At 71.2% G+C, this 21806-nt stretch carries 19 protein-coding genes, 1 tRNA gene and 2 pseudogenes; 12 read left to right on the top strand and 10 right to left on the bottom strand.

Annotated features, from left to right (window positions below; genetic code table 11):
* From DB32_RS07725 to DB32_RS07710, 5 genes and pseudogenes are all read left to right on the top strand, one after another.
* Complete coding sequence (locus tag DB32_RS07725) at window positions 1-2643, top strand: TonB-dependent receptor (RefSeq protein ID WP_157068825.1); 2643 nt, start codon at window positions 1-3, stop codon at window positions 2641-2643.
* Window positions 2640-3443 (top strand): hypothetical protein, encoded by an 804-nt coding sequence (locus DB32_RS07720; protein ID WP_053231774.1) that lies wholly within the window; start codon window positions 2640-2642, stop codon window positions 3441-3443. Before DB32_RS07725 ends, DB32_RS07720 begins: the two co-directional genes overlap by 4 nt.
* The gene (locus tag DB32_RS07715) at window positions 3440-4318 is read left to right on the top strand and encodes a hypothetical protein (RefSeq protein WP_157068824.1); all 879 of its coding nucleotides are present in this window, start codon (window positions 3440-3442) and stop codon (window positions 4316-4318) included. Before DB32_RS07720 ends, DB32_RS07715 begins: the two co-directional genes overlap by 4 nt.
* Before the next feature lie 77 nt (window positions 4319-4395).
* Window positions 4396-4585 (top strand): annotated as a pseudogene (locus DB32_RS50225) (aquaporin family protein); the annotation flags it as partial.
* Window positions 4582-5004 (top strand): arsenate reductase ArsC, encoded by a 423-nt coding sequence (locus DB32_RS07710; RefSeq protein WP_053231772.1) that lies wholly within the window; start codon window positions 4582-4584, stop codon window positions 5002-5004. The pseudogene DB32_RS50225 and the gene DB32_RS07710, both read left to right, overlap by 4 nt.
* 65 nt (window positions 5005-5069) lie before the next feature.
* On the opposite strand, the gene DB32_RS07705 is transcribed toward DB32_RS07710, so the two are convergent.
* The 8 genes and pseudogenes from DB32_RS07705 to DB32_RS49425 all read right to left on the bottom strand — a co-directional run bounded on the left by DB32_RS07705 (window position 5070) and on the right by DB32_RS49425 (window position 11835).
* A complete protein-coding gene (locus tag DB32_RS07705) occupies window positions 5070-5669 on the bottom strand; it encodes a sigma-70 family RNA polymerase sigma factor (RefSeq protein ID WP_169791369.1) in 600 nt (199 codons plus the stop codon).
* Window positions 5642-6451 (bottom strand): arsenite methyltransferase, encoded by an 810-nt coding sequence (locus tag DB32_RS07700; RefSeq protein ID WP_053231770.1) that lies wholly within the window; start codon window positions 6449-6451, stop codon window positions 5642-5644. The genes DB32_RS07705 and DB32_RS07700 overlap by 28 nt, the downstream gene beginning before the upstream one ends.
* Before the next feature lie 55 nt (window positions 6452-6506).
* Window positions 6507-7349: a bile acid:sodium symporter family protein gene (locus DB32_RS07695; RefSeq protein ID WP_157068823.1), complete on the bottom strand. Its 843-nt coding sequence runs from the start codon at window positions 7347-7349 to the stop codon at window positions 6507-6509.
* Window positions 7346-7891 carry a hypothetical protein gene (locus DB32_RS07690; RefSeq protein WP_053231768.1) on the bottom strand — a complete coding sequence of 182 codons (546 nt, stop codon included), beginning with the start codon at window positions 7889-7891 and terminating at the stop codon, window positions 7346-7348. The genes DB32_RS07695 and DB32_RS07690 overlap by 4 nt, the downstream gene beginning before the upstream one ends.
* A gap of 73 nt (window positions 7892-7964) precedes the next feature.
* Window positions 7965-8342, bottom strand: a complete 378-nt coding sequence (locus DB32_RS07685) for an ArsR/SmtB family transcription factor (RefSeq protein ID WP_053231767.1) — start codon at window positions 8340-8342, stop codon at window positions 7965-7967.
* 234 nt (window positions 8343-8576) lie between these two features.
* Window positions 8577-8897 (bottom strand): hypothetical protein, encoded by a 321-nt coding sequence (locus tag DB32_RS07680; RefSeq protein WP_240481174.1) that lies wholly within the window; start codon window positions 8895-8897, stop codon window positions 8577-8579.
* 115 nt (window positions 8898-9012) lie between these two features.
* Window positions 9013-11226, bottom strand: a complete 2214-nt coding sequence (gene otsB, locus DB32_RS07675; RefSeq protein WP_053231765.1) for a trehalose-phosphatase — start codon at window positions 11224-11226, stop codon at window positions 9013-9015.
* Window positions 11227-11562: 336 nt separating this feature from the next.
* Window positions 11563-11835: pseudogene (locus DB32_RS49425) on the bottom strand (DUF1360 domain-containing protein).
* Window positions 11836-11955: 120 nt separating this feature from the next.
* Here DB32_RS49425 and DB32_RS07665 point away from each other — a divergent pair.
* Window positions 11956-13407: an ABC1 kinase family protein gene (locus DB32_RS07665; protein ID WP_083457222.1), complete on the top strand. Its 1452-nt coding sequence runs from the start codon at window positions 11956-11958 to the stop codon at window positions 13405-13407.
* Between the two features lie 301 nt (window positions 13408-13708).
* Here DB32_RS07665 and DB32_RS07660 read toward each other — a convergent pair.
* Window positions 13709-13792 (bottom strand) — tRNA-Leu (locus tag DB32_RS07660).
* A gap of 227 nt (window positions 13793-14019) precedes the next feature.
* Here DB32_RS07660 and DB32_RS07655 point away from each other — a divergent pair.
* The 3 genes from DB32_RS07655 to DB32_RS07645 are packed head-to-tail and all read left to right on the top strand — an operon-like array spanning window position 14020 to window position 17012.
* Window positions 14020-14850, top strand: coding sequence for an alpha/beta hydrolase (locus tag DB32_RS07655; RefSeq protein WP_053231762.1), 831 nt, complete (start codon window positions 14020-14022; stop codon window positions 14848-14850).
* 44 nt (window positions 14851-14894) lie between these two features.
* Entirely contained in the window at window positions 14895-15731 is an 837-nt protein-coding gene (locus DB32_RS07650; RefSeq protein ID WP_053231761.1) for an MBL fold metallo-hydrolase, read from the top strand.
* A gap of 18 nt (window positions 15732-15749) precedes the next feature.
* Window positions 15750-17012: a thiolase family protein gene (locus tag DB32_RS07645; protein WP_053231760.1), complete on the top strand. Its 1263-nt coding sequence runs from the start codon at window positions 15750-15752 to the stop codon at window positions 17010-17012.
* 3 nt (window positions 17013-17015) lie between these two features.
* Here DB32_RS07645 and DB32_RS07640 read toward each other — a convergent pair whose 3' ends face one another.
* Window positions 17016-19043 carry a PAS domain-containing sensor histidine kinase gene (locus DB32_RS07640; protein WP_053231759.1) on the bottom strand — a complete coding sequence of 676 codons (2028 nt, stop codon included), beginning with the start codon at window positions 19041-19043 and terminating at the stop codon, window positions 17016-17018.
* Between the two features lie 186 nt (window positions 19044-19229).
* Between DB32_RS07640 and DB32_RS07635 the strand changes: the two genes are divergently transcribed.
* From DB32_RS07635 to DB32_RS07625, 3 genes are all read left to right on the top strand, one after another.
* Window positions 19230-19859, top strand: a complete 630-nt coding sequence (locus DB32_RS07635; protein ID WP_053231758.1) for a protoglobin domain-containing protein — start codon at window positions 19230-19232, stop codon at window positions 19857-19859.
* 35 nt (window positions 19860-19894) lie between these two features.
* Window positions 19895-20716 (top strand): alpha/beta fold hydrolase, encoded by an 822-nt coding sequence (locus DB32_RS07630; protein WP_053231757.1) that lies wholly within the window; start codon window positions 19895-19897, stop codon window positions 20714-20716.
* Between the two features lie 131 nt (window positions 20717-20847).
* Entirely contained in the window at window positions 20848-21741 is an 894-nt protein-coding gene (locus tag DB32_RS07625; protein ID WP_053231756.1) for a helix-turn-helix transcriptional regulator, read from the top strand.
* The last annotated feature ends 65 nt before the right edge of the window (window positions 21742-21806 follow it).

Genomic DNA, 21806 nt, shown 5'->3' with positions numbered 1-21806 from the left:
ATGCGCCAGCGCGCGCCGCGACACGGCGCGCGCGCGTCGACCGCGATGAACACGCTGCGCGCGCTGCTCCTGATGGGGCTCGTCCTCGCCCCCACCTGCGCACCGCACCTCGCCCGCGCGCAGGAGCCGCCGCGCGCGCGCACCGCACTGCCGATCGACCGCCCCGACGCGACGGGCACGATGCGCGTCGAGGTCGAGCTCGAGATCGTCGTCGGCGCCGACGGCGCACTGCGAGACGCGACCCCGGTCGAGATCCGCCCCGAGCCCGTCGAGACGAGCGTCCACGACGCGCTCGCGGCACGCGCGCTCGAGCACGTGCGCGCGCTCTCGTTCGACCCCGCGACCGACGATGCCGGTCGCCCCATCCCCGCGCGCGTGCGCTACGTCGTGGTGTTTCCCGAGCGCGCCGTCGTCCGCGAGATCGCCCTGCCCCACACGACCTTCGACACCGAGGACGATCGCGCACCGGCGTCGGCGACGAGCGCCGAGACCCACGAGTCGGAGCGGGTCGGCGAAGACGCCGGCACGTCCGAAGACGCGCACGCGCCCACGTTCGGCGCGCGAGCGGAAGTCGTCGCGCCCGCGCGTGAGCGGCCCCCGAGCGCCGTCTCGGATCACGACATCGACGTCGGCGCGCTCGGTCGCGTGCCGCGCGACGACGCGCAGTCGATGCTCACGCTCGCGCCCGGCGTCTTGCTGTCGAACCACGGTGGCGAGGGTCACGCCGCGTCGATGTTCCTCCGCGGGTTCGATGCGGAAGAAGGCGAGGACCTCGAGGTGCTGGTCGATGGCATCCCGCTCAACGACGTCTCGAACGCGCACGGGCACGGGTACGTCGACTCGACGTTCATCGTCCCCGAGCTGGTCGAGTCGATCCGTGTCGTGCAGGGCCCATTCGACCCGGCGCAGGGCGACTTCGCGATCGCAGGAACTGCGGAGTACCGGCTCGGGCTGCGCGAGCGAGGGATCCACGTGGGCGCCGCCTACGGCACTTACGAGGAGCGCCGGGTCCACGCGCTCTGGGGCCCCGAAGGCGAGCCGAGCGCGACGTTCGCGGGCGCATCGTTCCGGGACGGAGCCGGCTGGGGCGCGAACCGCGCGTTCGCGCAGGGCGCGGCGATCGCTCAGGTCGAGGTGCCGATCGCGTCGCGCTTCCGCTTGCGTCTGCTCGGGCTCGGCAGCGCGGCGACCTGGAGACAGGCCGGTCCGCTGCGCGACGACGACTGGCGCGCGGGGCGCCTGCCTTGTGCGGGCGACGACTTCGCGCAGTTCTTCTGCACGTACGATCCGTCGCAGGGCGGCAGCTCGTATCGTGGCGGCGGCGCGGCGACGCTCGAGTGGTCGGAGGGTCCGACCTGGGCGCGCGCGATGCTGCAGGCGAACGCACACGGCGTTCGCGTTCGCGAGAGCTTCACGGGTTTCCTCCTCGACCCGCGAACGGACGGAGGTCCACAGCGCGGCGATGCGGTCGATCAGCGCTACGACGCAGTGACGGTCTCGGCGCGCGCGACGATGCGTCATCGCTTCGTCGTGCTCGAGCGCGCGCAGACGATCGAGCTCGGTCTCGCCGTGCGCCACGACGACGGCGCGAGCGTGCAGGACCGAGTACGGCGTGAGCTCGGCGTCCCGTATCTCGCCGACTTCGATCGTGAGATGCGCGTCACGTCCCTGGCGCTTCACGCACGTGCCGACGCGAGCGTGCTCGAGTGGCTCGCGCTCAGCGGCGGCGCACGCATCGACGGCTTCGGGTTCGGCGTCGTGGATCGCAATCGCCCCGACGTGGACCGGATCGGAGAGCGACTGCCGCGCGAGACGACGAGCGCGTTCGGCTGGTTGCTCCAGCCGCGCGGCTCGCTGCACGTGGTGTTCGCGCCCGAGCTGCGCTGGGTCACCAGCGCTGGCCTCGGTGCTCGCTCGAGCGACGCAGCGGCGCTGTCCGAGGGCGAGCTCGCACCCTTCGCCGAGGTCCTCGCGCTCGAGAGCGGGCTCGCGTGGAACGTCGGCGAGGAGACCGCGCCGCTGCGCGTCGAGGGCGGCGCGTCGGCGTTCTTCACACGGGTCTCGCGCGACCTCGTGTTCGATGCGGAGCGCGGCCGCAACACGGTGACCGGCGCATCGCATCGAAGCGGCGCGACCGTGTTCTCGCGGCTTCGCATCGACTCGTGGCTCGACGTGGACGCATCCCTCACGTACACGCGCGGCCACCTGCCGCCACCGGGCGCGGGCGCGTTCGAGCTCTTCGCCGGGCCGCGGCTTCCGTTCATCCCCGAGTGGCTCTTCCGCATCGACGCGGCGGCGCAGCACGCGGTCGTGATCGCGGGAGAGCGCGTCGCCGGGAGTGTCGCCGTCGGCTTTCTCGCGCTCGGCCAGCGCCCGCTCCCGCTCGAGCGCGTCTCGGAGCCGTGGTGGGTGCTCGACGCCGCCGTCGCGGTGCGCTGGCGCTTCGTCGAGCTCGGGGTCCGCGCGCAGAACCTGCTCGATCAGCGTTATCGCCAGGCCGAGCTCAACTACGTGTCGAGCTTCGCCCCGGACCGCGCACCGTCGCGCATGGCCGAGCGGCACTTCGTCGCAGCGCCGCCGCTGCGGGTGCTCGTGCAGCTCTCCGTCCACGTCGAGCTCTTCCGCGGTGAGGAGGAACCATGAACCGCAACGCGATCGTGCCGTCGCTGCTCGCGCTCGCCGCGCTCGGATGCGCGATCGCCGGGACCGGCGGACGCGAGGTGGAGATCACGATCGAGATCGCGCCCGAGCCGATCGACGCGGTCACGACGGTCGGTGACGCGCCCTTCGTCGTCGAGATGCTCGAGGCGCAGCTCGTCGTCGGCGCGATCTACCTGTTCCCGCCGCGACCGCGCTCGACGTCGTTGCTCGACCTCGTGCGTCCGGCGCGGGCGCTCGCGCACGCCGGCGACGACAACGAGGCGGGCACGAACGCGATCGCGGAGCACCTCGATCAGCACGTCGTCGACGCGGCACGGCCGGACGTCGTCGACCTCGGGCCGACGCTCGCGGAGGCGAGCCGCGTCGATCGCGCATCGGTGCTGCTCGATCATCCGCGCGGCGCGCTCGCGACGCTCGGCGCCGACGGGCCCACCCGCGGTCACCTGGCGTGGGTTCGTGCACGTGCGACCCGCGGCACGACGATCGTCGAGGTCGAAGCCGGGCTCGACATCCCGAACACGCCGCTGCGACGGCGCGTCGACGAGATTCCGCCGGAGAGCGCGAGGTCGCTCGAGCGCGGCGTGCGCGTGGTGCTCGGCGTGCGCGCGAGCGAGTGGCTGCGGGAGGTGGACTTCGCGGCGCTCGTCCCCGAGCACCACGACCCGGCGCACGGAGCTGCGCGAGTCGTCGTGAGCGCGCCGAGCCAGCTGCACGGCGCCTGGCAGCTGGCGCTCACACGTCCGCAGGCGTTCGCGCTGCGCATCGAGGAGGTGTCTCCGTGAGTCGTCGTTTCGTCCCAACCATCGCGCTCGCGAGCATGCTCGCAGCCTCGTGCACGTCGGAGAGGTCGAGCGGCTCGCTGATCGTCGTCGTCAGCGGCGGCCACGAAGCACGCGATGGGATCGCCGCGTCGCGCTTCGCCGATGGCTACGAAGCCCGCTTCGGTCACGTGGTGGTCGCGCTGGAGAGCCTTCACCTCGAGACGGCGAGCGGCCAGAGCGCTGGCGTCGTCGTCGAGCCCGTGCTCGTCGAGCTCGTGCCGTCGACGGCGATGGCGTGGACGATCGAGGGCGTGGCGCCGCAGCGCTGGGACGCGGTGCGCTTCGCGAGCCGCCCGGCGCGCGACGGCGTGCGCCTCGGGGACGGTGTCGATGCGTCGATTGCGGAGCGGATGATCGCCGAAGGATGGAGCCTCTATCTCGAGGGCACGCTCGTCGGGCCCGAGGGCGCGCCGGGCGAGATCCCGTTCGAGCTCGGGTTCCCCGTCGACGTCGACTACCGCGAGTGCAGCTCCGGCGACGGCACGAGAGGCATCGTCATCCCGCGTGCGAGCACCGCGAGCGCCGAGATCACGTGGCATCTGACGCACGTCTTCTTCGACTCGTACGTCGAGAACGCGAGCTTGCGCGCGGAGGCGTTCGCCGCCGCGTGGGACGGCGAAGGCCCTCTCACCACGGAAGACCTCGCGACCCAGCGCCTGAGTCGGCTCCGCGGTGTCGACGGCGAGCTGCTGACGGACGAGAGCGGCAATCCGCTCGTGTATCTGCCCGGGATGACGGGCGCGACGACGCTGCGCGAGTTCGCGTTGTCGCACCGGTTCGCGCACTGGAACGGGCTCGAGGGCGAGTGCCGCACGGAGCTCCGCATCGCGAACTGAGCAGAGGGCCGGCCCCGATTCTCGCGCGCGTGGGCCACTCGCGATGAGCTCGCGAACATCGCGCGGCGGAAAGACACGCCGCGCCGTACGCGGTGGGCGCGTCCATCACCGCCGCGTATTGGTTCACCGCGTCGACGTCCTTCGCGAACCCCGCCGTCACGGTCGCGGCGGCCGGCGGACGTCGTCGCGCAGCTCGCGGGTGCGTTCCTCGCCGCAGCGCTCGTAGGATGGATGGAGCGGGCGATTCCGACGGAGGCTGCTGAATGAGGCGTTACGTGTTCGCGTGCGTGCACAATGCGGGGCGCTCGCAGATGGCCGCGGCGTGGCTCGAGCACCTCGCCGATCCGGCGCGCGCGACCGCCGTGTCCGCGGGAACGCAGCCGGGCCCGCGCGTGCACCCCGAGGTCGCCGAGGCGATGCTCGAGGTCGGGATCGATCTGCGCGACCGCGCGCCTCGGTTGCTCACCGACGAGCTCGCGCGCGGCGCGACGATGCTGATCACGATGGGCTGCGGCGAGCAGTGCCCCGTCGTGCCCGGCGTGCGTCGTGAAGACTGGCCTCTGCCCGATCCGAAGGGACGTCCGCTCGCCGAGGTCCGCGTCATTCGCGACGAGGTGCGCGCTCGCATCGAGGACCTCGTGCGCCGCGAGGGCATCGCGCGCGAGCTCGGCACGCAGTCGACGTGAACCGCGACTCGGGACGTGGTCCGCCGGACCCGAGACCGCAGGCGTCGACGCGAGCGGTCTCCGGGTCAGCTCGGCTCGTCGGGCTTGCACCCTCCGCACGCACGCGGCGTGCACTCCGTGACTCGGCGGCGCGCATCCAGCTCGATCGCGCACGCTTCCTCGAACATCCGCCGGAGCTGCTCGCGCCCACGCTGGACGCGCGACTTCATGCCCGAGTGCGACACACCGAGCATCGCAGCGGCGTCCTTCTGCGACACGCCTTCGATCTCGGTGAGCGTGATCGCCTCGCGATACGGCGACGGGAGCATCGTGACGAACCGCGCGACGCACCCCACGAGCTCGCGCGTGAGCGCGTCGTCGCTCTCGTCGTCCGGCGCAGCTTCGATCACCACGTCGTCGCCCGCGATGGGATGGCGCGCGCGCGCGCGTCGATGCTCCGCGATCGCGCTGCGCGCGACCTGGAAGAGCCACGGCGCGAGCCGCTCCTGATCGCGTGCCTGACCGATGCCGCGCTGCATTCGCAAGAACACGTCCTGCAGCACGTCGTCCACGTCGGCGGGCGCGGCGACGCGACGCGCGACGAACGCGCGAAGGCGTCCTTCGAGCTCGCGCCACACGCGCTCCGCCTGGGGATCGTTCACGCGCAGCACTCCGGGCCGCAGCACGACTTGCCGGGCTTCACCGCTTCGATGGTGGCGGATGCGACGTAGCGCTCCGCGCCGCTGTCGGGGAACCACTCGCGGATCGTCGCGCGCGACGCTTCCTTCACCTCGACGCGCACCTCGCCGAAGCCGGCCTTCGTGAGCATGGCGCGGAGCTCCTCGACGTGCGCCGCACCCGCGACGCACCCGGTGTACGCGGCGATGTCGGCGCGCACCGCGTCGGGCAGCGTCGCAGTCGCGACGACGTCCGCGATGGCGAGACGGCCGCCCGGTCGCAGCACGCGGAACGCCTCGCGGAACACGGCGGCCTTGTCGGGCGACAGGTTGATCACGCAGTTGGAGATGATGACGTCGACGCTCGCATCCGACACCGGCATGCGCTCGATCTCGCCGAGCCGGAACTCGACGTTCGTCGCGCCCGCCTTCGTCGCGTTGGCGCGCGCCTTCGAGACCATGTCCGGCGTCATGTCGACGCCGATGACGCTCCCCTTCGGCCCGACCTGCCGCGCCGCGAGGAGCGCATCGAAGCCTCCGCCGGCCCCGAGATCGAGCACGCTCTCGCCCTCGCGCAGCGCCGCGATCGCCTGGGGGTTGCCGCAGCCGAGCCCCATGTCCGCCCCCTGCGGCACCGCGGCGAGCTCGTCGTCGCTGTAACCGAGCGCTCCGCTCGTCGGGCCGCAGCAACCGCTCGGCGCGCACCCGCACGAGCCACCTTCGCGCGCGATCTTTCCGTACGTCTCGCGCACGGTGCCCCGGATCTCGTCCATCGTCTTCGTGTCGGTCATCTCGAGCCTCCTGCTGAGGAAGACGGGCTCTCCGCCGGAAGGACGCAGACAATCGTCATCGGTCCGCGCGACGTGCGAGCTCGGCCGCGGCGCCGACGACGAGATACATCGCGAGCCCGTACACCAGGATCGCCTCCGTCGTTCGCGGCGCGGGGTACACGGTCGCCGCGAGGGCGAGCGCCAGCGAGAGGCTGCGCACGCCCGTCGAGACCCCGAGCGCCACGCGGCTCTCTCGCTCCGCGCCGCGCCCGAGCAGATGGGCCGCGACGACGCCGGCGAGCGTCAGGAGCACCGAAGCGCCGAACGTCCACGGGCCCGCGTCGAGCACCGATCGCCAGCGCGCGATCGCGATGCCGGCGATCAACGAGAGCAAGAGCAGGTTCGACGCCGCGTTCGCGAGCCGCGCAGCACGCACGGTCACGTCACCCGGCAGATGTGCGCGCGCGATCACCGCGAGCCCGAGCGGCACGAGCTGCAGCGCGATCGCGACGCCGGCTCCGCTCGCTGCGGCGACGAGCGATGCGCGCGAGCCACCGCCCGTGAGCAGCGCGACGAGCGCCGGAGTCGCGAGCGCGCTGAGCAACGTCGCGAGCACCACGAGCGCGGCCGTGAGCGCGGCGTCTCCCCGCGCGCGCAGCGTGAGCACGGTCGCCGACGCGCCGCCCGGAGCGCAGGCCGCGAGCGTCAGCCCGACGCGCGTGTCCGCGTCGATCGGCGCGAGCGCGAGCACCGCCGCGGCGGTGAGCGGCACCACGACGAGCGTCGCGATCATCGCCCGCGCGAGGAGCCCCCGCTGCGCGAGGATCGATCGCGCTCGCACGGCGTCGAGATCGAGCCCCACCGCCGCCATCGACGCGACGACGAGCAGCGCGGCGGCGACGCGCTCGAGCATCGTCATGCTCGCGCCCACTGCGCGCCGCGCACGGCGAGCCACACGTGCACGACGGCGATCACGAGGGCGCCGGGGACGAGGTTGGCTGCGATCGCTGCGCCGAACGACGAGAGCCCCGGCAGCATCGAAGGCGCGTCCCAGGCCCAGGCCTCGGCCGGACGCGCCGCGAGCGCGAGCGCGATCGCCGCGGTCCGCAAGATCGTGAGCACGACGTGCAGCACGTACTCACCGCGCGACAGGCCACCGAGCTCGCGCCGCGAGTCGGGCTCCACGAACACGTCCCAGAGCTCCACCACCGTGTCGGCCGCGGCGAGCCCCACGCCGAGCCACAGGAGCGCTCCGGCCGAGGGCAACGCGAAGAGCACGAGCGCGATCGGACCGAAGAGCATCGCGCGCGCGGTGTGCAGCGCGTGCTCGCGCCGCGTCTCCGGACATGCGTGGAGGCGGTAGCGCACGAGGTGGAGATAGATCCCGTCGATCGCGGCGAGCGCGGTGAACGCCGCGAGCACCAGCGCCGCCATCAGAGAGAGCCCTTCGTCGATCTGCATTTCGTTCTCCCGTGTACAACCATGCACAAATGAGCACGCGCGAAGTCCGAACCGTCGCGCCGCCCGCGTCGTCTCAGTCGCCGCGCACCGGTGCTTTGCGGCGCAGCGTCACGAGCGCCGGAGGCGGACAGCACAGCATCACGAGCGCGCGCGCCTCGGCGGTGATCGCCTCGAGGCGAGCGAGGAATCCGGGGCCGTCGACGTCGTAGATGCGCCGCCGGCCTTCCTTGCGCGCGCTCACCAGGCCCGCGTCCAGCAGCACTTTGAGATGACGCGAGACGACCGATCGCTCGAGCGGGAGCGGCGCCGCGATCACGCCGGCTTCGGAGGGCCCGTTCAGCAAGAGGAACTTGACGATCTCGACGCGCGCGGGCTCTGCGAGCGCCGAGAGGAGGCGCGAATCGAGCACCTTCACCAGCTCGCGCGCCGCGCGCTCTCGCTCCGTCGCCACGATGCGTGTATGGCTTTACACGCTTCACCGGTCAAGGCACACGCGTGACGCGTGCTCGATCGGCGTCAGGCTGCATCCGACCGAGGCCCCGCCCAGTCAGCATGAGGTGCGGCGCGCCGATCCGCTTCGCGGCGTTCTCGATCGCTCGGCGGACGACACACGCGCTGTCTCGTGGCCTGCCCGATGCGCCCTTCAGTCGACGTAGCGCGATCGACGGCGATATGGAGCCAGCGATCACTCGTCTCGCCGCAGCTTGAAGGCATCAGCGAACGTCCGAATCACCTCACTCGGTCTCGAGAAGATGATCTCGATGACGGTCACGGGACGTTCGCGGTAGACCCTCGCGAGCTCCGCGACTGCGGCGTCGAGCTCGCCGCTGCTCGGCGCGAAACGGTAGCGACTCTGATCGACGGCGAGGAGGCCGCGCGCGGCCAGGTCGACGACTCGGTTCCCTGCCGAGATCGCAGCCGTGCGTAGCTCCTTCGCGATCTCGCCAGGGCTCCAGTCGCGATCGCGCTGCGAGTGCAGCAGGAGAAGGGTCTCGAGCTGCTCCACCGATCCGATGTGATCGAGGAGGAAGCGTGAACGTGGTCCGGGATTCCGGCAGGGGCGGACACAGCTGAAGCGATCCGGCGGCTGTGAGGCGGAGGACGAACGAGCGGCTCGGCGGCTATCGTGCTGCCTCGAGCGCGCCGAGGAGCTCGGACGCCCAGACCTCGGGCGTGCTCGCTCTCACTCGCGCGATCATCGGTGCGTGACGCTGCACGCGCTCGTCGAGCGGCATGTCGAGGGCGCGCGCCAGATCGCGCGCCATGCCCTCTCGGTCGTGCGGGTTCGTGAGGACTGCGCCGGCGAGCTCGTCGGCCGCGCCCGCGAAGCGCGAGAGCACGAGCGCTCCCGGATTCGCGGGGTCTTGCGCAGCGACGTACTCCTTCGCGACGAGGTTCATCCCGTCGCGCAGCGGCGTGATGAACCCGACGTCCGCCGCGCGATAGAGCGCCGCGAGCTGGGCACGCCCGTACGAGCGGTAGACGTAGCGAACCGGCACCCAATGCGCCTCTCCGTGCAAGCCGTTGATGCGCCCGACGAGCGTCTCGATCGCCTTGCGCTGCTCGGCGTACTCCGGGACGTCGGCGCGCGACGGCACCGCGACCTGCAGCATCGAGACGCGGCCGCGCCACTCGGGGAAGAGCTCGAGCATCCGCCCGAACGCCTCGAGCCGCTCCACGATGCCCTTCGAGTAGTCGAGCCGATCGACGCCCAGCACGAGCCTCCGCCCGCGCAGCGCCGCTTGCAGCTCGCTCATCTCGTCCCCGCTCGCTTCGTCCGGCGCCTCGAACGGCGTCGCATCGATGCCCAGCGGGAACACCCCGACGCGCACCTCACGGCCGGCAGCGCGCACCCCACGTTCCGTGCGCGCCGCGCCGATCGCGAGCTCCTGCGCGCACCGCACGAAGTTGCTCGCGTAGCGGCGCGTGTGGAACCCGACGAGATCGAACGCGAGCATTCCTTCGATCAGCTCACGTGCCCAGGGGATCGTCTCGAACAGATCGATCGGCGGAAACGGGATGTGCACGAACAGCCCGATCGGGCCCTGGTGCCCGAGCCGACGCAGCGCCGCACCGACCAGGAGCAGGTGATAGTCGTGGGCCCACACCGTTCCGGCCTGCGACGCGAGCTTCGACGCTTGCCGTGCGAAGACGTCGTTCACCTCCACGTACGCGTTCCATTCGCTCTCGTCGTAGCGCGCACGACCGGCGAACCCGTGGAAGATGGGCCAGAGGCTGCGGTTCGCGAATCCGTTGTAGAAGCGCGCGTGCCACTCGGGCCGGAAGTCGAACGACGCGCGCACCGGGCTCGAGGACGCGTCGATCGCCAGATCGTGCGCATCGGCGTGGCGCCCTCCGCTCCAGCCGAGCCACACGCCGTTGCGGGCGCTCAACGCGGGCCCGAGCCCGGACACCAACCCGCCGACGTTGCGCGCACGCTCGCTCTCGCCCGCCGAGCTCGCCGGTGCATCGGGCAAGCGGTTCGAGATCACGACGAGGGATGCACCCTTGCTCCGGGCCCGTGGAATGAGCCGCGGCAGCGCGATCGGTCCGCTCGGCTCACGCGCTTGGCGCGCACGAAGCAGCGCGCGCAGGAACGAGTGCACCGCGCGCACGTCGTCGAGGCGGGCCTTGGCGCGCGTCGGTCGATCGGGGTGGCCGACGACGATCGAGAGATCGCTCTCGCCGAGCGCGGCGAACGTATCCTCGTCGGTGCGATCGTCCCCCAGCGCGACGAACAGGGTACCCGGGGGGACGCGCCCGCGGAGCCACGCGACGGCGCTGCCCTTGTGCGCGTCGCGGTGCCGTACTTCGAGCACCAACTCGCCCTCGAGCAGCTCGTACTCGGGGTGCTCGCGCAGCCAGGGTCCCATCGCGTCGAACGCTTCGACGATCACTGCCTCGCGGTCCGGAACGGGCACCCGACGATAGTGCAGAGAGACCGACCACGTCTTCCGCTCGACGAGCGCACCGGCTCGTGGCTCCGCGACACTCCGGAGCGCGAGCTCGATCGGCGTCGGATCTGCGCCACGCAGCGGCACTTGTGCCCATCCGTGCTCGTCGCGCCTCCAGGCGCCGTGCTCGGCGACGAGCAGCGCATCGGCAACACCGCCGAGCCGCTCGTCGAGCTCGTCGCGCTTGCGGCCGCTCACCACGGCGAGGTGGATACCCGGCGAGCGCGCGAGCGTCGCCACCAACTGCCGCGTGTCGACGTCGACCGTCGCCTCGCCGGGCGAAGTGGCGAACGGGATCAGCGTTCCGTCGAGATCGAGCATCAATGCGACGTGCGGCGCGCGCGCAACGAGCGTGAGCAAGTGCGAGTCGTGTGCGTTCATGGTCTTCGCCGAGCGTTCGGAATGCGGCGCAGCGCTGGCGCCCCCCAGCGCCCCAACGTTGGGAGCGGACTCGTCAGCCGCCGTGCCGAACGACACGAGGCAGGCCGTTTCGCGCAAGGCGTAGCATCCAGATAGTTTGAGCTCAAACTAAATCCACGCGCAGCTTCCTGCGGCGAGCAGCGCATTCGCACGACAGCCGCACGAGCTCGCGGTGGCTGGGTGGCTCGCGCACGCGCGCCCCGCGCGCGCCTTCATTCGCTCACGCTGCACGAGCGATCGATGTCGTGCTCGCCCGAGCGAGGCGATGCTGGGCGCGCGAAGCGCGGCCTGACGCGCTCAGGTCGCGCGGCGCGCGGCGCCGTAGACGAGATGCATGTGATCGGACACGGCCACCGCTGCGAACACCGACGAACCGAAGCGCGTGAGCCGCGGAGAGACGAGATACGCCGCGAAGAACGCAGACGCGACCCACCGCCCCGTGCATCACGGCACCGCACGAGGTCGCCGACCGCGCGCTCGCAGTCCGGTCCCTCGCGAGCTCTCCTTCACCTCACCGCCGCCCGCCGAGCCCTCGTAGTGCGTGAACGGCGCGCGCAGCGGGGCAGTCACCCAGTCCTTCGTCAGGATTCGCGTCAGCTTGTGCGTCGCTGCGCCGAGCAACACGACGTCGCGGAGCGACGCTCCGCGCTCCTGGGCGCGAGCGCGAGCAGGCCGCGAAGCTCGCCGTGGATGCGGTCGCGAGGACGGCGTATCCGCCGAGCGGCATCTCGTCGCCCGCGCCGTAGTCGTCTCGGACGTGCCGGACGAGGTCGTGCGTGCGCTACAACCCCTCGCGAGCTCGCGGCTCGCCGGACGGGCGCCGCGCCGGCACCGTGTGAGCGGAGGACGATCATGAGCGGGTCCGGAGATGACGAAAGCCGCGCGTTGCCGACGGGTCGCTTGGGCCGTTTCGCTCGGCTCGCCGCGCTCGGAGCTCGCAGCGGCGCGGGCCTGGTCGTGTCACGCGATCGCGGCCGCGCCGTCGCCGCGCACGCGGCAGAGGTGCTCGGCACGATGCGCGGACTGGCCGCGAAGATCGGGCAGATGGCGAGCTACGTCGACGGCTTCGTGCCGGACGCACACCACGTCGCCTTCGAGGAAGCGCTCTCGACGCTGCGCGATGCGACCGCGACCACGCCGTTCGAGGCAGTCCGCGAGCTCGTCGAGCGCGAGCTCGGCGCTCCGCTTCGAGACCTCTACGCCTCGTTCGACGAGCGCCCGTTCGCGAGCGCGTCGATCGGTCAGGTTCACCGCGCGACGCTTCACGACGGGCGTGAGGTCGCGGTCAAGCTGCAGCACCCGGGCATCGAGCGCGCGATCGCCGCGGACCTCGACAACGCGTCGGTGATCGAGCCGCTCGTGCGCGCGATGGGCGGCGCGAAGGTCGATTCCGCTCGGATCTTCCGAGAGGTTCGCGAGCGATTCGAGGAAGAGCTCGACTACACGCGCGAGGCAGCGCACCAACGCGCGTTCGCGCGCGCGTTCGCGTCCGACCCGCAGGTCGTGATCCCGTCGATCGTCGATGAGCGTTCGTCCCGCCGCGTGATGACGTCGGAGTACGTGCATGGTGCTCGGCTCGAGGACGGCGCGCGTGCCGCCGAGTCCGAGCGATCCGCTTGGGCTCGCACGCTCTGGGCGTTCACGTTCACGTCCATCCTGCGCGATGCGCGCTTCAACGCGGACCCGCACCCCGGCAATTTCCTGCTCCAACCCGAGGGGCGCGTCGCGTTCCTGGATTTCGGCTGCGTGCAGCCGCTCGACCTCGCGCACGTGACCTCCATGCGCGACATGCACCGCGCCGCGATCGCGCGCGACGAAGCGCTCTTCGCACGCGCATGCGCGACGCTCCTCGGCGCGCGGGGCGGCTCTTACGAGCGAGTGATGGTCGGCTACACGCGCCTCTGTTACGAGCCGCTCTTCGCGTCGCCGTTCCGCATCACACGCCCCTATGCTGCAGAGGTCGTGCGACGCACGCAGGAGATGAAACAGGAGATCTTCTTCGCGAAGGACGGCAGCACGGTGCCGCTTCCCTCGGGGATGCTCTTCGTCAACCGTCTGCAGTTCGGGTTCTACTCGGTCCTCGCTCGGCTCGAGTGCGAGGTCGACTACGCTGCGCTCGAGGCTCCGCTCTTGGCTTCGTGATCGGTCACCGCGCCAGCCGATCGACCCGCCGCGACGAGAGGCGTCGGAAAGCGAGAGCAGCTCGCGGAAGCGAGGCGCGACAGCCGCGTCGTGCGATTCGAACAACGGGACGAGGTGACCTCGGGAGTCACCCCGGCACGTTCTCCCGACGCTCGAACGCGTCGCCATCGGCCTGCGCAGACCGCAGGCAAAACACCCGTCGGCGACCCGAATTCGACCGTCAGCGACTGGCGTTCTGTTCAGTCCTGCGCGGTCACCCGAGTGCGCGATTTCGCGCGCTTTTCTCTGGGTTCCGTCGTGATAGCCGAGGTCGGACTCGAACCGACACTTCCTTTTGGGAAAGCGGATTTTGAATCCGCCGCGTCTGCCATTTCGCCACTCGGCCTTGGGCTGTCAGAGATCCGTCCCGCGCTCGCGCTCGGTCCGGGTTGCTGCTGTTACCACGGTGCCGTCGGGAACGCATCCGCGCCGTGCTCTGCGGACAGCCTTTGGGCACGGCGTGTCCACCCGCCGTCACCTCGCGCGCGGCCTCGCTCGAAACGCAGGCGTTCGCGCACGGCACGGGCTCTGCTCAGAGCGCTCCCCGTCACCTCGAACAAGGGAGACCTGACGATGAACGAAGAGATGATCGCGAGCGCGGACGGGACCGAGATCTTCGTGCGGTCGTGGCTGCCGCCGCGCGCGCCGCGCGCGGTGCTCGCCGTGGTGCACGGATTCAAGTCGCACAGCGGGCTCTACGACTGGGCCGGCCCACGCCTCGCCGAGACCGGGCTCGCGGTGTACGCGCTCGATCTGCGCGGACACGGCAAGTCGGGCGGCGAGCGCCTCTACGCCGAGAAGATGTCGGAGTTCACCGACGACGTGGACGCGCTCGTGAACCTCGCGCGCTCGCGCCATCCGGGGCTCGCGGTGTTCATGCTCGGACACAGCGCCGGCGGCGTCGTCTCGTGCATGTACGTGCTCGAGCACCAGAAGGAGCTCGCGGGCTTCATCTGCGAGAGCTTCGCGCACGAGGTGCCCGCGCCCGACTTCGTGCTCGCGGTGCTGAAGGGGCTCAGCCACATCACGCCGCACGCGCACGTGCTGAAGCTCGAGGACGAGGGCTACTCGCGCGATCCGAAGTTCGTGGAGCGGATCAAGAACGACCCGCTGATCCCGAAGATCGCGTATCCCGCGCTCACCGTCGCCGAGATGGTGCGCGCCGACGAGCGCCTCAAGCAGGGCGACTTCGAGAAGATCACGCTGCCCGTGCTCATCCTCCACGGCACCGCGGATCGCGTGACGCTCCCGCGCGGCAGCGAGCGCTTCCAGGAGAAGGGCGGCTCGAAGGACAAGACGCTCAAGCTCTATCCCGATCACTTCCACGATCTGCTGAACGACGTCGGTCGCGAGGGCGTGCTCGCCGACATCACGCAGTGGATCGCAGCGCGCATCCCGCGCTGACGACGGACCGAGGCCCACGCGCTCGGCACACTCGAGGAGGCTCGATGGACCTGACGTACCTCGGCACCGCGACGCTCGCGCTGCGCGCGGGCAGCACCACGCTGCTCACCGATCCCGTGTTCGATCCCGTGGGGTCGAAGTACGACTTCGGGCTCTGGTTCACGCCGCGCGCGTGGTTCGCGTCGGAGAAGCTCTACGCGTCGCCGGCGACGCCGCGTGGGCCCTTCGACGCGGTGCTGCTCAGCCACGATCACCACGCCGACAACCTCGATCAGGCGGGGCGCGATCTCGTGGCCGACGAGGCGAAGGTCTCTCGCGTGCTCACGACGGTGCCGAGCGCGCGGCGGCTCGCGCGACCGCGCGGGATGGACGACGCGCCGGGCAAGGGCCTCGGGCTCGGTGGTCGCGCGCAGGGGCTGCGGCCCGGCGCGAGCGCGCGCGTCGGAGACGTGACGATCACCGCGACGCCGGCGCGGCACGGGCCCTCGTACGCGCCGCAGGCACATCAGGTGACGGGCTTCTTGATCGACGTCGATCACGGGCCGCGCATCTGGATCTCGGGCGACACGGTGATGTTCCCCGCGCTCGACAGCGAGCTGCGACGCATCGGGCGCGATCGACCGGTCGACGTCGCGGTGGTGCACTGCGGCGCGGTCGGCTTTCCGCGCGCGCTCGGCTTCTCGCACGCGCGCTTCACGTTCGACGCTGCCGAGGCGATCACGGCGTGCGAGCTCGTCGGGGCGCGCACCGTCGTGCCGGTCCATCGCGCCGGCTGGGCACACTTCCGAGAGCCCGAGCCCACGCTGCGCGCGGCGTTCGACGCGACGCCACTGGCGGATCGAACGCGCTGGCTCGAAGTCGGCAGCACCCTCCCCTTCTGAACATCGAATCGAGCTCCCATGAAGAACAAGACGATCTTCCTCGCCGCCGGGCTCCGCACACCGTTCACGCGCGTCGACGGTGGCCTCGCGGGCCGCGACGCGATCACGATGAGCGCGCCGGTCATGCAGGCGATGGCCGCGAAGGTGCGCGGCCGCATCGACGTGGCGGCGTGGGGCACGGTCATCCCGAACCTCGGCTGGAGCAACCTCGCGCGCGAGGCCTGGCTGGAGGCGAAGCTCGATCCGACGGTGCCGACGTTCTCGGTGGTGATGCAGTGCTCGACCAGCATGGTCGCCGCCTTCAACGTCGCGGGCGTGGTCGCGCACGGCGGCGCCGAGCTCGGGATGGCGGGCGGCGTCGAGAGCATGAGCCACGTGCAGATGGGCCTGACGCCGCGGCTCTCGGACTCGTTCCGCAAGATCGCGCGCGCGCGCAGCTGGAAGGCGCGCTCCGCGGCGATCGGCGAGGTGAAGCCGCGCGACGTGCGCATCCAGGTGCAGGCGATCGCGAACCGCGCGACCGGCAAGAGCATGGGGCAGCACTCGGACGAGACCGCGTACGAGTGGAAGATCGCGCGCGCCGATCAGGACGCGCTCGCGCTCGAAGGACATCGCCGCGCGGTCGCCGCGCAGAAGCGCGGGTTCTTCGACGATTTGATCGTGAGCGTCGACGGAGTGTCGAAGGACGCGTTCCCGCGCGCCGAGACGTCGCTCGAGGCGCTCGCGAAGCTGCCGCCCGCGTTCGATCGCGAGCGCGGCACCGCGACCGCGGGCAACTCGTCGCCGCTCACCGACGGCGCGGCAGGCGTGTGGGTCGCGAGCGAAGAAGGTCTCGCGCGACTGCCCGCTTCGACGCCGCGCGCGCGGCTCGTCGACTACGAGCTCGCCGCGATCGATCTCTACAGCGAAGGGCTGCTGATGGCGCCCGCGTACGCGATCCCGCGCCTGCTCGCGCGCAACGGGCTGCGCTACGACGACATCGCGCTCTGGGAGATCCACGAGGCGTTCTCGGCGCAGATCCTCTATCAGCTCGCAGCGCTGGACTCGCCCGCGTTCCTGAAGGAGAAGGCGCGCGTCGAGGCGGACCTCGGCAAGGTGCCGCGCGATCGGCTCAACCCGAACGGCGGCAGCGTCGCGCTCGGCCATCCGTTCGGCGCGACCGGCGCGCGCATCCTCAGCCAGGCGCTGAAGGAGCTCTCGAAGCTGCCGCGCGGCTCGAAGGCGATCGTGAGCATCTGCGCGGACGGGGGCGTCGGCAGCGTGGCGCTCCTCGAGGTCTGATCGTCAGGCGCGCGGGAGCACGATCGCCATCGACGCGCCGCCCGAGGCGCGGTTGGTGGCGACGATCTTTCCGTCGAAGAGATCGAGGATCGATCGACAGATCGAGAGGCCCATGCCCATCCCCTGGGCCTTGGTCGTGAAGAACGCATCGAAGATGCGCTCGAGATCGGCCTCGGGGATGCCGGGCCCCTCGTCGTCGATCGTCATGCGCGCGCGGGTGTCGTCGAGCTCGGTGCGCACGGTGATGCGGCGCGAGCCCTCGGGCCGACCTGCCATCGCATGCACCGCGTTCGCGATCAGGTTCACGACGACCTGCTGGAGGAGCACGCGATCCGCGAGCACACGCGCCGCCGTGGGCTCGCGGTGCACGACGACCTGCTGCGCGCGGAGCTCGTGGCCGAGGAAGAGGAGCGCGTCGTCGACGATCGCGTCGAGCGCGATCTCCGCGCGCACCGGCGCGCGCAGCGCGACCATCTCGCGGATGCGAGTGATGACCGCGCCGGCGCGCTTCGCGTCCGCGTGCACGCGCGTCAGCAGCGCGCGCACCTCGTCGAGGTCGGGCTCGGGTCGGCCCATCCAGCGCGTCGCGGCGGCGGCGTTCAGCGCGATCGCGGCGAGCGGCTGGTTCACCTCGTGCGCGATCGACGCGGTGAGCTCGCCGACCATCGAGACGCGCGCGGCGTGCGCCGCCTCGCTCTGGAGGCGCGTGAGCTGCTGGCGCGCGCGCATGCGCTCCGAGATGTCGATGATGCCCACGAGGCTCACCGTCGGATCGCTCGAGGGCCCGGGACGCGCGACGGCGAAGAGCACGTCGATCACACGCCCGTCGAGCGTGTCGATCTGGGTCTCCTCCTGGAACGTCGCCTCGCCGCGATAACGAGCCTCCATCGCGCGGCGGAACGTGTCGGGGCGCGTCTTCCAGAACCGCGCGACCGAGCCCGCGAAGTCCTCGGGGTCGCGCCCGCCGAGCATCGCCATCGTCGGCTGGTTCACCTCGCGCACCACCATGCCCTCGAGGCACTGGCGCAGCAGATCGGGATCGCGATCGAAGCTCTCGGCGAGATCGGTCACGCCGGCGGCGCGAGCCGCCTTGAACACGCCGACCGTGCCGCGCGCATCGAGCTGCCACAGCGCGAGCGGCATGTGATGGAACAGGTGGCGATACCGGTGCTCGCTGCGCTCGAGCGCGTCGTGCGCGCGCTTGCGCGCCGTGATGTCGACGATGCCGACGACGACCTTGCCGCGCGCCACGGTCTCCGCGGGGAACGACGCGGTGAAGAGCGCGTCGATCTCGCGCCCGTCGATCGCGCGGAGCTTCGTCTCCTGCGAGTAGCTCGGCCGTCCTCCCATCGCGGCGAGCAGGCTCTCGAGGAACACGCCGTTGCTCTCCTCCGGCCAGAACGGCTCGACGGATCCGAGCAGCTCGTTCTTGTCGCCGCGACCGAAGAGCACGACGGTCTGATCGTTCACGTCGAGCACGCGCGTGGCGCGCATCATCGCGCGCAGCGTCTCGGGGTGCGCCGTGAGGTGCTCGCGCAGATCGCGCACGCCGCTCGCGGTGAGCTCGCGCAGCATCGCGCCGACCGTGGAGAAGTCGAGCTCCCAGAACGACGCGGCCATCGCGCCGAAGAGGTTCCGATAGCGACGCTCGCTGCGCTCGAGCGCGGTGCGCTGGCGATGGTGCTCGGTGACGTCCTGCGCGATCTCGAGGATCTCCCCGCGGCGCGTGATCGCGCGGACGAGGAGCACGCGCGCCTCGGCGCGAACGCTGCGCCGCGTGACCTGGCCCTCCCAGCGTCCGCTCGACGCGAGCGCGGCCTCCATCGTCGCGACCCCACCGTCCACGTCGGTCTCGACGAGCTCGGAGAACACGCGCCCGATCGCTTCCGACGCGGGCCATCCGTAGAGCGCATGAGCGGCTGGGTTCCACGCGAGCACGCGGCCCTCCGGCGAGCGGACGACCACCGCGTCCGGCGAGAGCTCCACTGCATCGCTCGCTCGCGCGAGATCGATCGGCTCGATCGACGACACGCGCCGACCTTGGATGGGAGCACGCGCGAGATCAACTGCGATCTCGTGACCGATGACTGTCGCCGGTGTCGATCGGCTGACACCCGATCCACGCGGAACCTCGCGCCGCGCGGGGCTCGTGGCGTGGCACGCGCGCTGCTCGGAGGGCGCACGCGACGCGCTCTGCGCGCACCACACGGAGCCTCCATGACCACCATCGGAACGACCCAGAACACGCCCGCGGCGAAGCCCACGACACCTCCCGGATATCGCCTCGGCGATCCCACGCTCGCGCGCTCGCCGGTCACGCTCGACGAGCTCGATCTGCTGCGCGGCACGCTGCTCATGGGCGACGACGATCTCGTGCACCTCCGCCTCGCGGGCGAGGTCGTGCGCGATCAGATCGAGGACATCCTCGACGTCTGGTACGGGTTCGTCGGCGCGAACCCGCACCTCGTCCGCTACTTCTCGAACCTCTCGGACGGCAAGCCCAACGCGGAGTACCTCGCGCGCGTCCGCGCGCGCTTCGGGCAGTGGATCGTCGACACGACCAACGCTCGGTACGACCAGGCGTGGCTCGACTACCAGCACGAGGTCGGGCTCCGGCACCGCAAGCCGGGGAAGAACGCGACCGACGGAGTCGCGTCGGTCCCGCACATCCCGCTCCGCTACGTCCTCGCGTTCGTGATGCCGCTCTCGGCCACGATGACGCCCTTCCTCGCGAAGAAGGGCCATCCGCCCGAGACCGTCGCGAAGATGCGCGACGCATGGACGAAGGCGGTGCTGCTCACCGCGATCCTCTGGTCCGAGCCGTACGTGAAGGACGGCGAGTTCTGATCCCCGAGCCCCCACAACGACGAGGAAACGAGACCATGCCGACGATCACGACCCGCGACGGAACGACGATCTACTACCGCGACTGGGGCAAGGGACAGCCCGTGCTCTTCAGCCACGGCTGGCCGCTCACCGGCGATGCCTGGGAAGACCAGATGATGCTGTTCGCGTCGAACGGCTTCCGCGCGATCGCCCACGACCGACGCGGCCACGGCCGCTCGAGCCAGCCCTCCGAGGGCAACCACATGGATCAGTACGCGGACGATCTGAAGGAGCTGATCGACGCGCTCGATCTCCAGAAGCTGATCCTGATCGGGCACTCGACGGGCGGCGGCGAGGTGACGCGCTACATCGGGCGCCACGGGACCAAGCGCGTCGCGAAGCTCGTGCTCGTCGGCGCGGTCCCGCCGATCATGCTGAAGACCGCGGCGGCGCCCGGTGGGCTGCCGATCGAGGCGTTCGACGCGATCCGCAAGGGTGTCGCGGACGATCGCTCGCAGTTCTACCAGGACCTCACGACGCCGTTCTTCGGCGCGAACCGCCCGGGCGCGAAGGTCTCGCAGGGCACGCGCGACAGCTTCTGGCTGCAGGGGATGATGGGCGGCCTGAAGAACCAGTACGAGTGCATCGCCGCGTTCTCCGCGACCGACTTCACGCAGGACCTCGCGCGCGTCGACGTGCCGACGCTCGTGATCCACGGCGACGACGATCAGATCGTGCCGTTCGCGAACTCGGCGAACCGCACCGTCGAGCTCGTGAAGGGAGCGACGCTGAAGGTCTATCCGGGCGGGGATCACGGGCTCGCCCAGACGCACAAGGTCGAGCTCGGCGACGACCTGCTCGCGTTCGCGCGCTCCTGAGCACCGGGGGCGCGGCATCGCCTCCCTCTCGACCGCCGTTCGACGATTGCGGATGCAACGGATCCGCACTTCGTGGACGATCGCGGAGCGTGCCGCGCCCCCTCGCAACACCCCGGGACATCCTCACTTCGATGCGCGAGACGATCGCGCATCCCGACGACCTCGTGACCGAGGGCCGCGAGTGGCCGGAGGTCTCGGTGGTCGCGATGGACTACCGAGCGTCGGGCTCGTTCATCGCTCCGCCGCTCGCGAGCTACGTCGTGTGCACGATCGAGGGGACGACCTCGTACATGGCGCGCGAGGAGTGCCACGACGGCGTGCCGCCGCACCTTCCCGACGGCAGCGCGATCGTGAACGCGGTCGGGTGCGGCGGGCACTACGTGTGGACCGGGCCGCACCGCGCGAACATGGTGAGCATCGCGCCGTCGGTGGTGGAGCGCGCGGCGATCGAGGGCGGGCTGGTGCGACCGGCGCGGCTCTCGATCGTGCCGGCGCTCGGCGTGCGCGATCCGGTGTGCGAGCACGTCGTGCACGCGCTCGCGGCGGAGCGTCGGCTCGCGCCGCACGCGATGCAGACGCTGATGATCGAGACGCTCACGAGCGCGCTCGCGATCCGGCTCGTCGCGCGCTTCAACGCGTCGACGACGGCCGCGGAGCGCGAGCTCGGCGGGCTCGGCGCGCGGACCATCGCGAAGATCGACGCGTACGTCCGCGACTCGACCGGTCCGATCGGCCTCGAGGAGCTCGCGAAGCTCGCCGGCGTGAGCCGGTTCCACTTCACGCGGCAGTTCAAGCGCGCGACCGGCGAGACGCCGATGGCCTACGTGCGACGGCTGCGCGTGGAGCGCGCGAAGGAGCTCCTGCTCGCGACCGACATGAGCCTCGCGGACGTCGCGGCGCACGTCGGCTTCGCCGATCAGAGCCACTTCACGCGCGTGTTCCGCTCGGTCGTGGGGACGACACCCGCGCGGTACGGCGAGCGGCGGCATCGTCGGCGCGATCCGTCGGGGCCTCGCTCGAGCTGAGCGGACAGCAAGCGCGTACCAAGCAAGAGCACGCACGTACAATCGTCGAGCCTGCACGGCGCGCG

Source organism: Sandaracinus amylolyticus, assembly GCF_000737325.1.
Lineage (GTDB): Bacteria > Myxococcota_A > Polyangia > Polyangiales > Sandaracinaceae > Sandaracinus > Sandaracinus amylolyticus.
This window is presented reverse-complemented; position numbering and strand designations above follow the sequence as displayed.

What these genes read in the sequence shown, in the direction of transcription:
- DB32_RS07720 (WP_053231774.1), top strand. Translation starts at nt 2,640, where the DNA reads ATGAACCGCAACGCGATCGTGCCGTCGCTGCTCGCGCTCGCCGCGCTC.
- DB32_RS07630 (WP_053231757.1), top strand. Translation starts at nt 19,895, where the DNA reads ATGCCGACGATCACGACCCGCGACGGAACGACGATCTACTACCGCGAC.
- DB32_RS07645 (WP_053231760.1), top strand. Translation starts at nt 15,750, where the DNA reads ATGAAGAACAAGACGATCTTCCTCGCCGCCGGGCTCCGCACACCGTTC.
- DB32_RS07710 (WP_053231772.1), top strand. Translation starts at nt 4,582, where the DNA reads ATGAGGCGTTACGTGTTCGCGTGCGTGCACAATGCGGGGCGCTCGCAG.
- DB32_RS07695 (WP_157068823.1), bottom strand. Translation starts at nt 7,349, where the DNA reads ATGACGATGCTCGAGCGCGTCGCCGCCGCGCTGCTCGTCGTCGCGTCG.
- DB32_RS07700 (WP_053231770.1), bottom strand. Translation starts at nt 6,451, where the DNA reads ATGACCGACACGAAGACGATGGACGAGATCCGGGGCACCGTGCGCGAG.
- DB32_RS07725 (WP_157068825.1), top strand. Translation starts at nt 1, where the DNA reads ATGCGCCAGCGCGCGCCGCGACACGGCGCGCGCGCGTCGACCGCGATG.
- DB32_RS07655 (WP_053231762.1), top strand. Translation starts at nt 14,020, where the DNA reads ATGAACGAAGAGATGATCGCGAGCGCGGACGGGACCGAGATCTTCGTG.
- DB32_RS07635 (WP_053231758.1), top strand. Translation starts at nt 19,230, where the DNA reads ATGACCACCATCGGAACGACCCAGAACACGCCCGCGGCGAAGCCCACG.
- DB32_RS07650 (WP_053231761.1), top strand. Translation starts at nt 14,895, where the DNA reads ATGGACCTGACGTACCTCGGCACCGCGACGCTCGCGCTGCGCGCGGGC.
- DB32_RS07665 (WP_083457222.1), top strand. Translation starts at nt 11,956, where the DNA reads ATGCGGTCGCGAGGACGGCGTATCCGCCGAGCGGCATCTCGTCGCCCG.
- DB32_RS07690 (WP_053231768.1), bottom strand. Translation starts at nt 7,891, where the DNA reads ATGCAGATCGACGAAGGGCTCTCTCTGATGGCGGCGCTGGTGCTCGCG.
- DB32_RS07625 (WP_053231756.1), top strand. Translation starts at nt 20,848, where the DNA reads ATGCGCGAGACGATCGCGCATCCCGACGACCTCGTGACCGAGGGCCGC.
- otsB (WP_053231765.1), bottom strand. Translation starts at nt 11,226, where the DNA reads ATGAACGCACACGACTCGCACTTGCTCACGCTCGTTGCGCGCGCGCCG.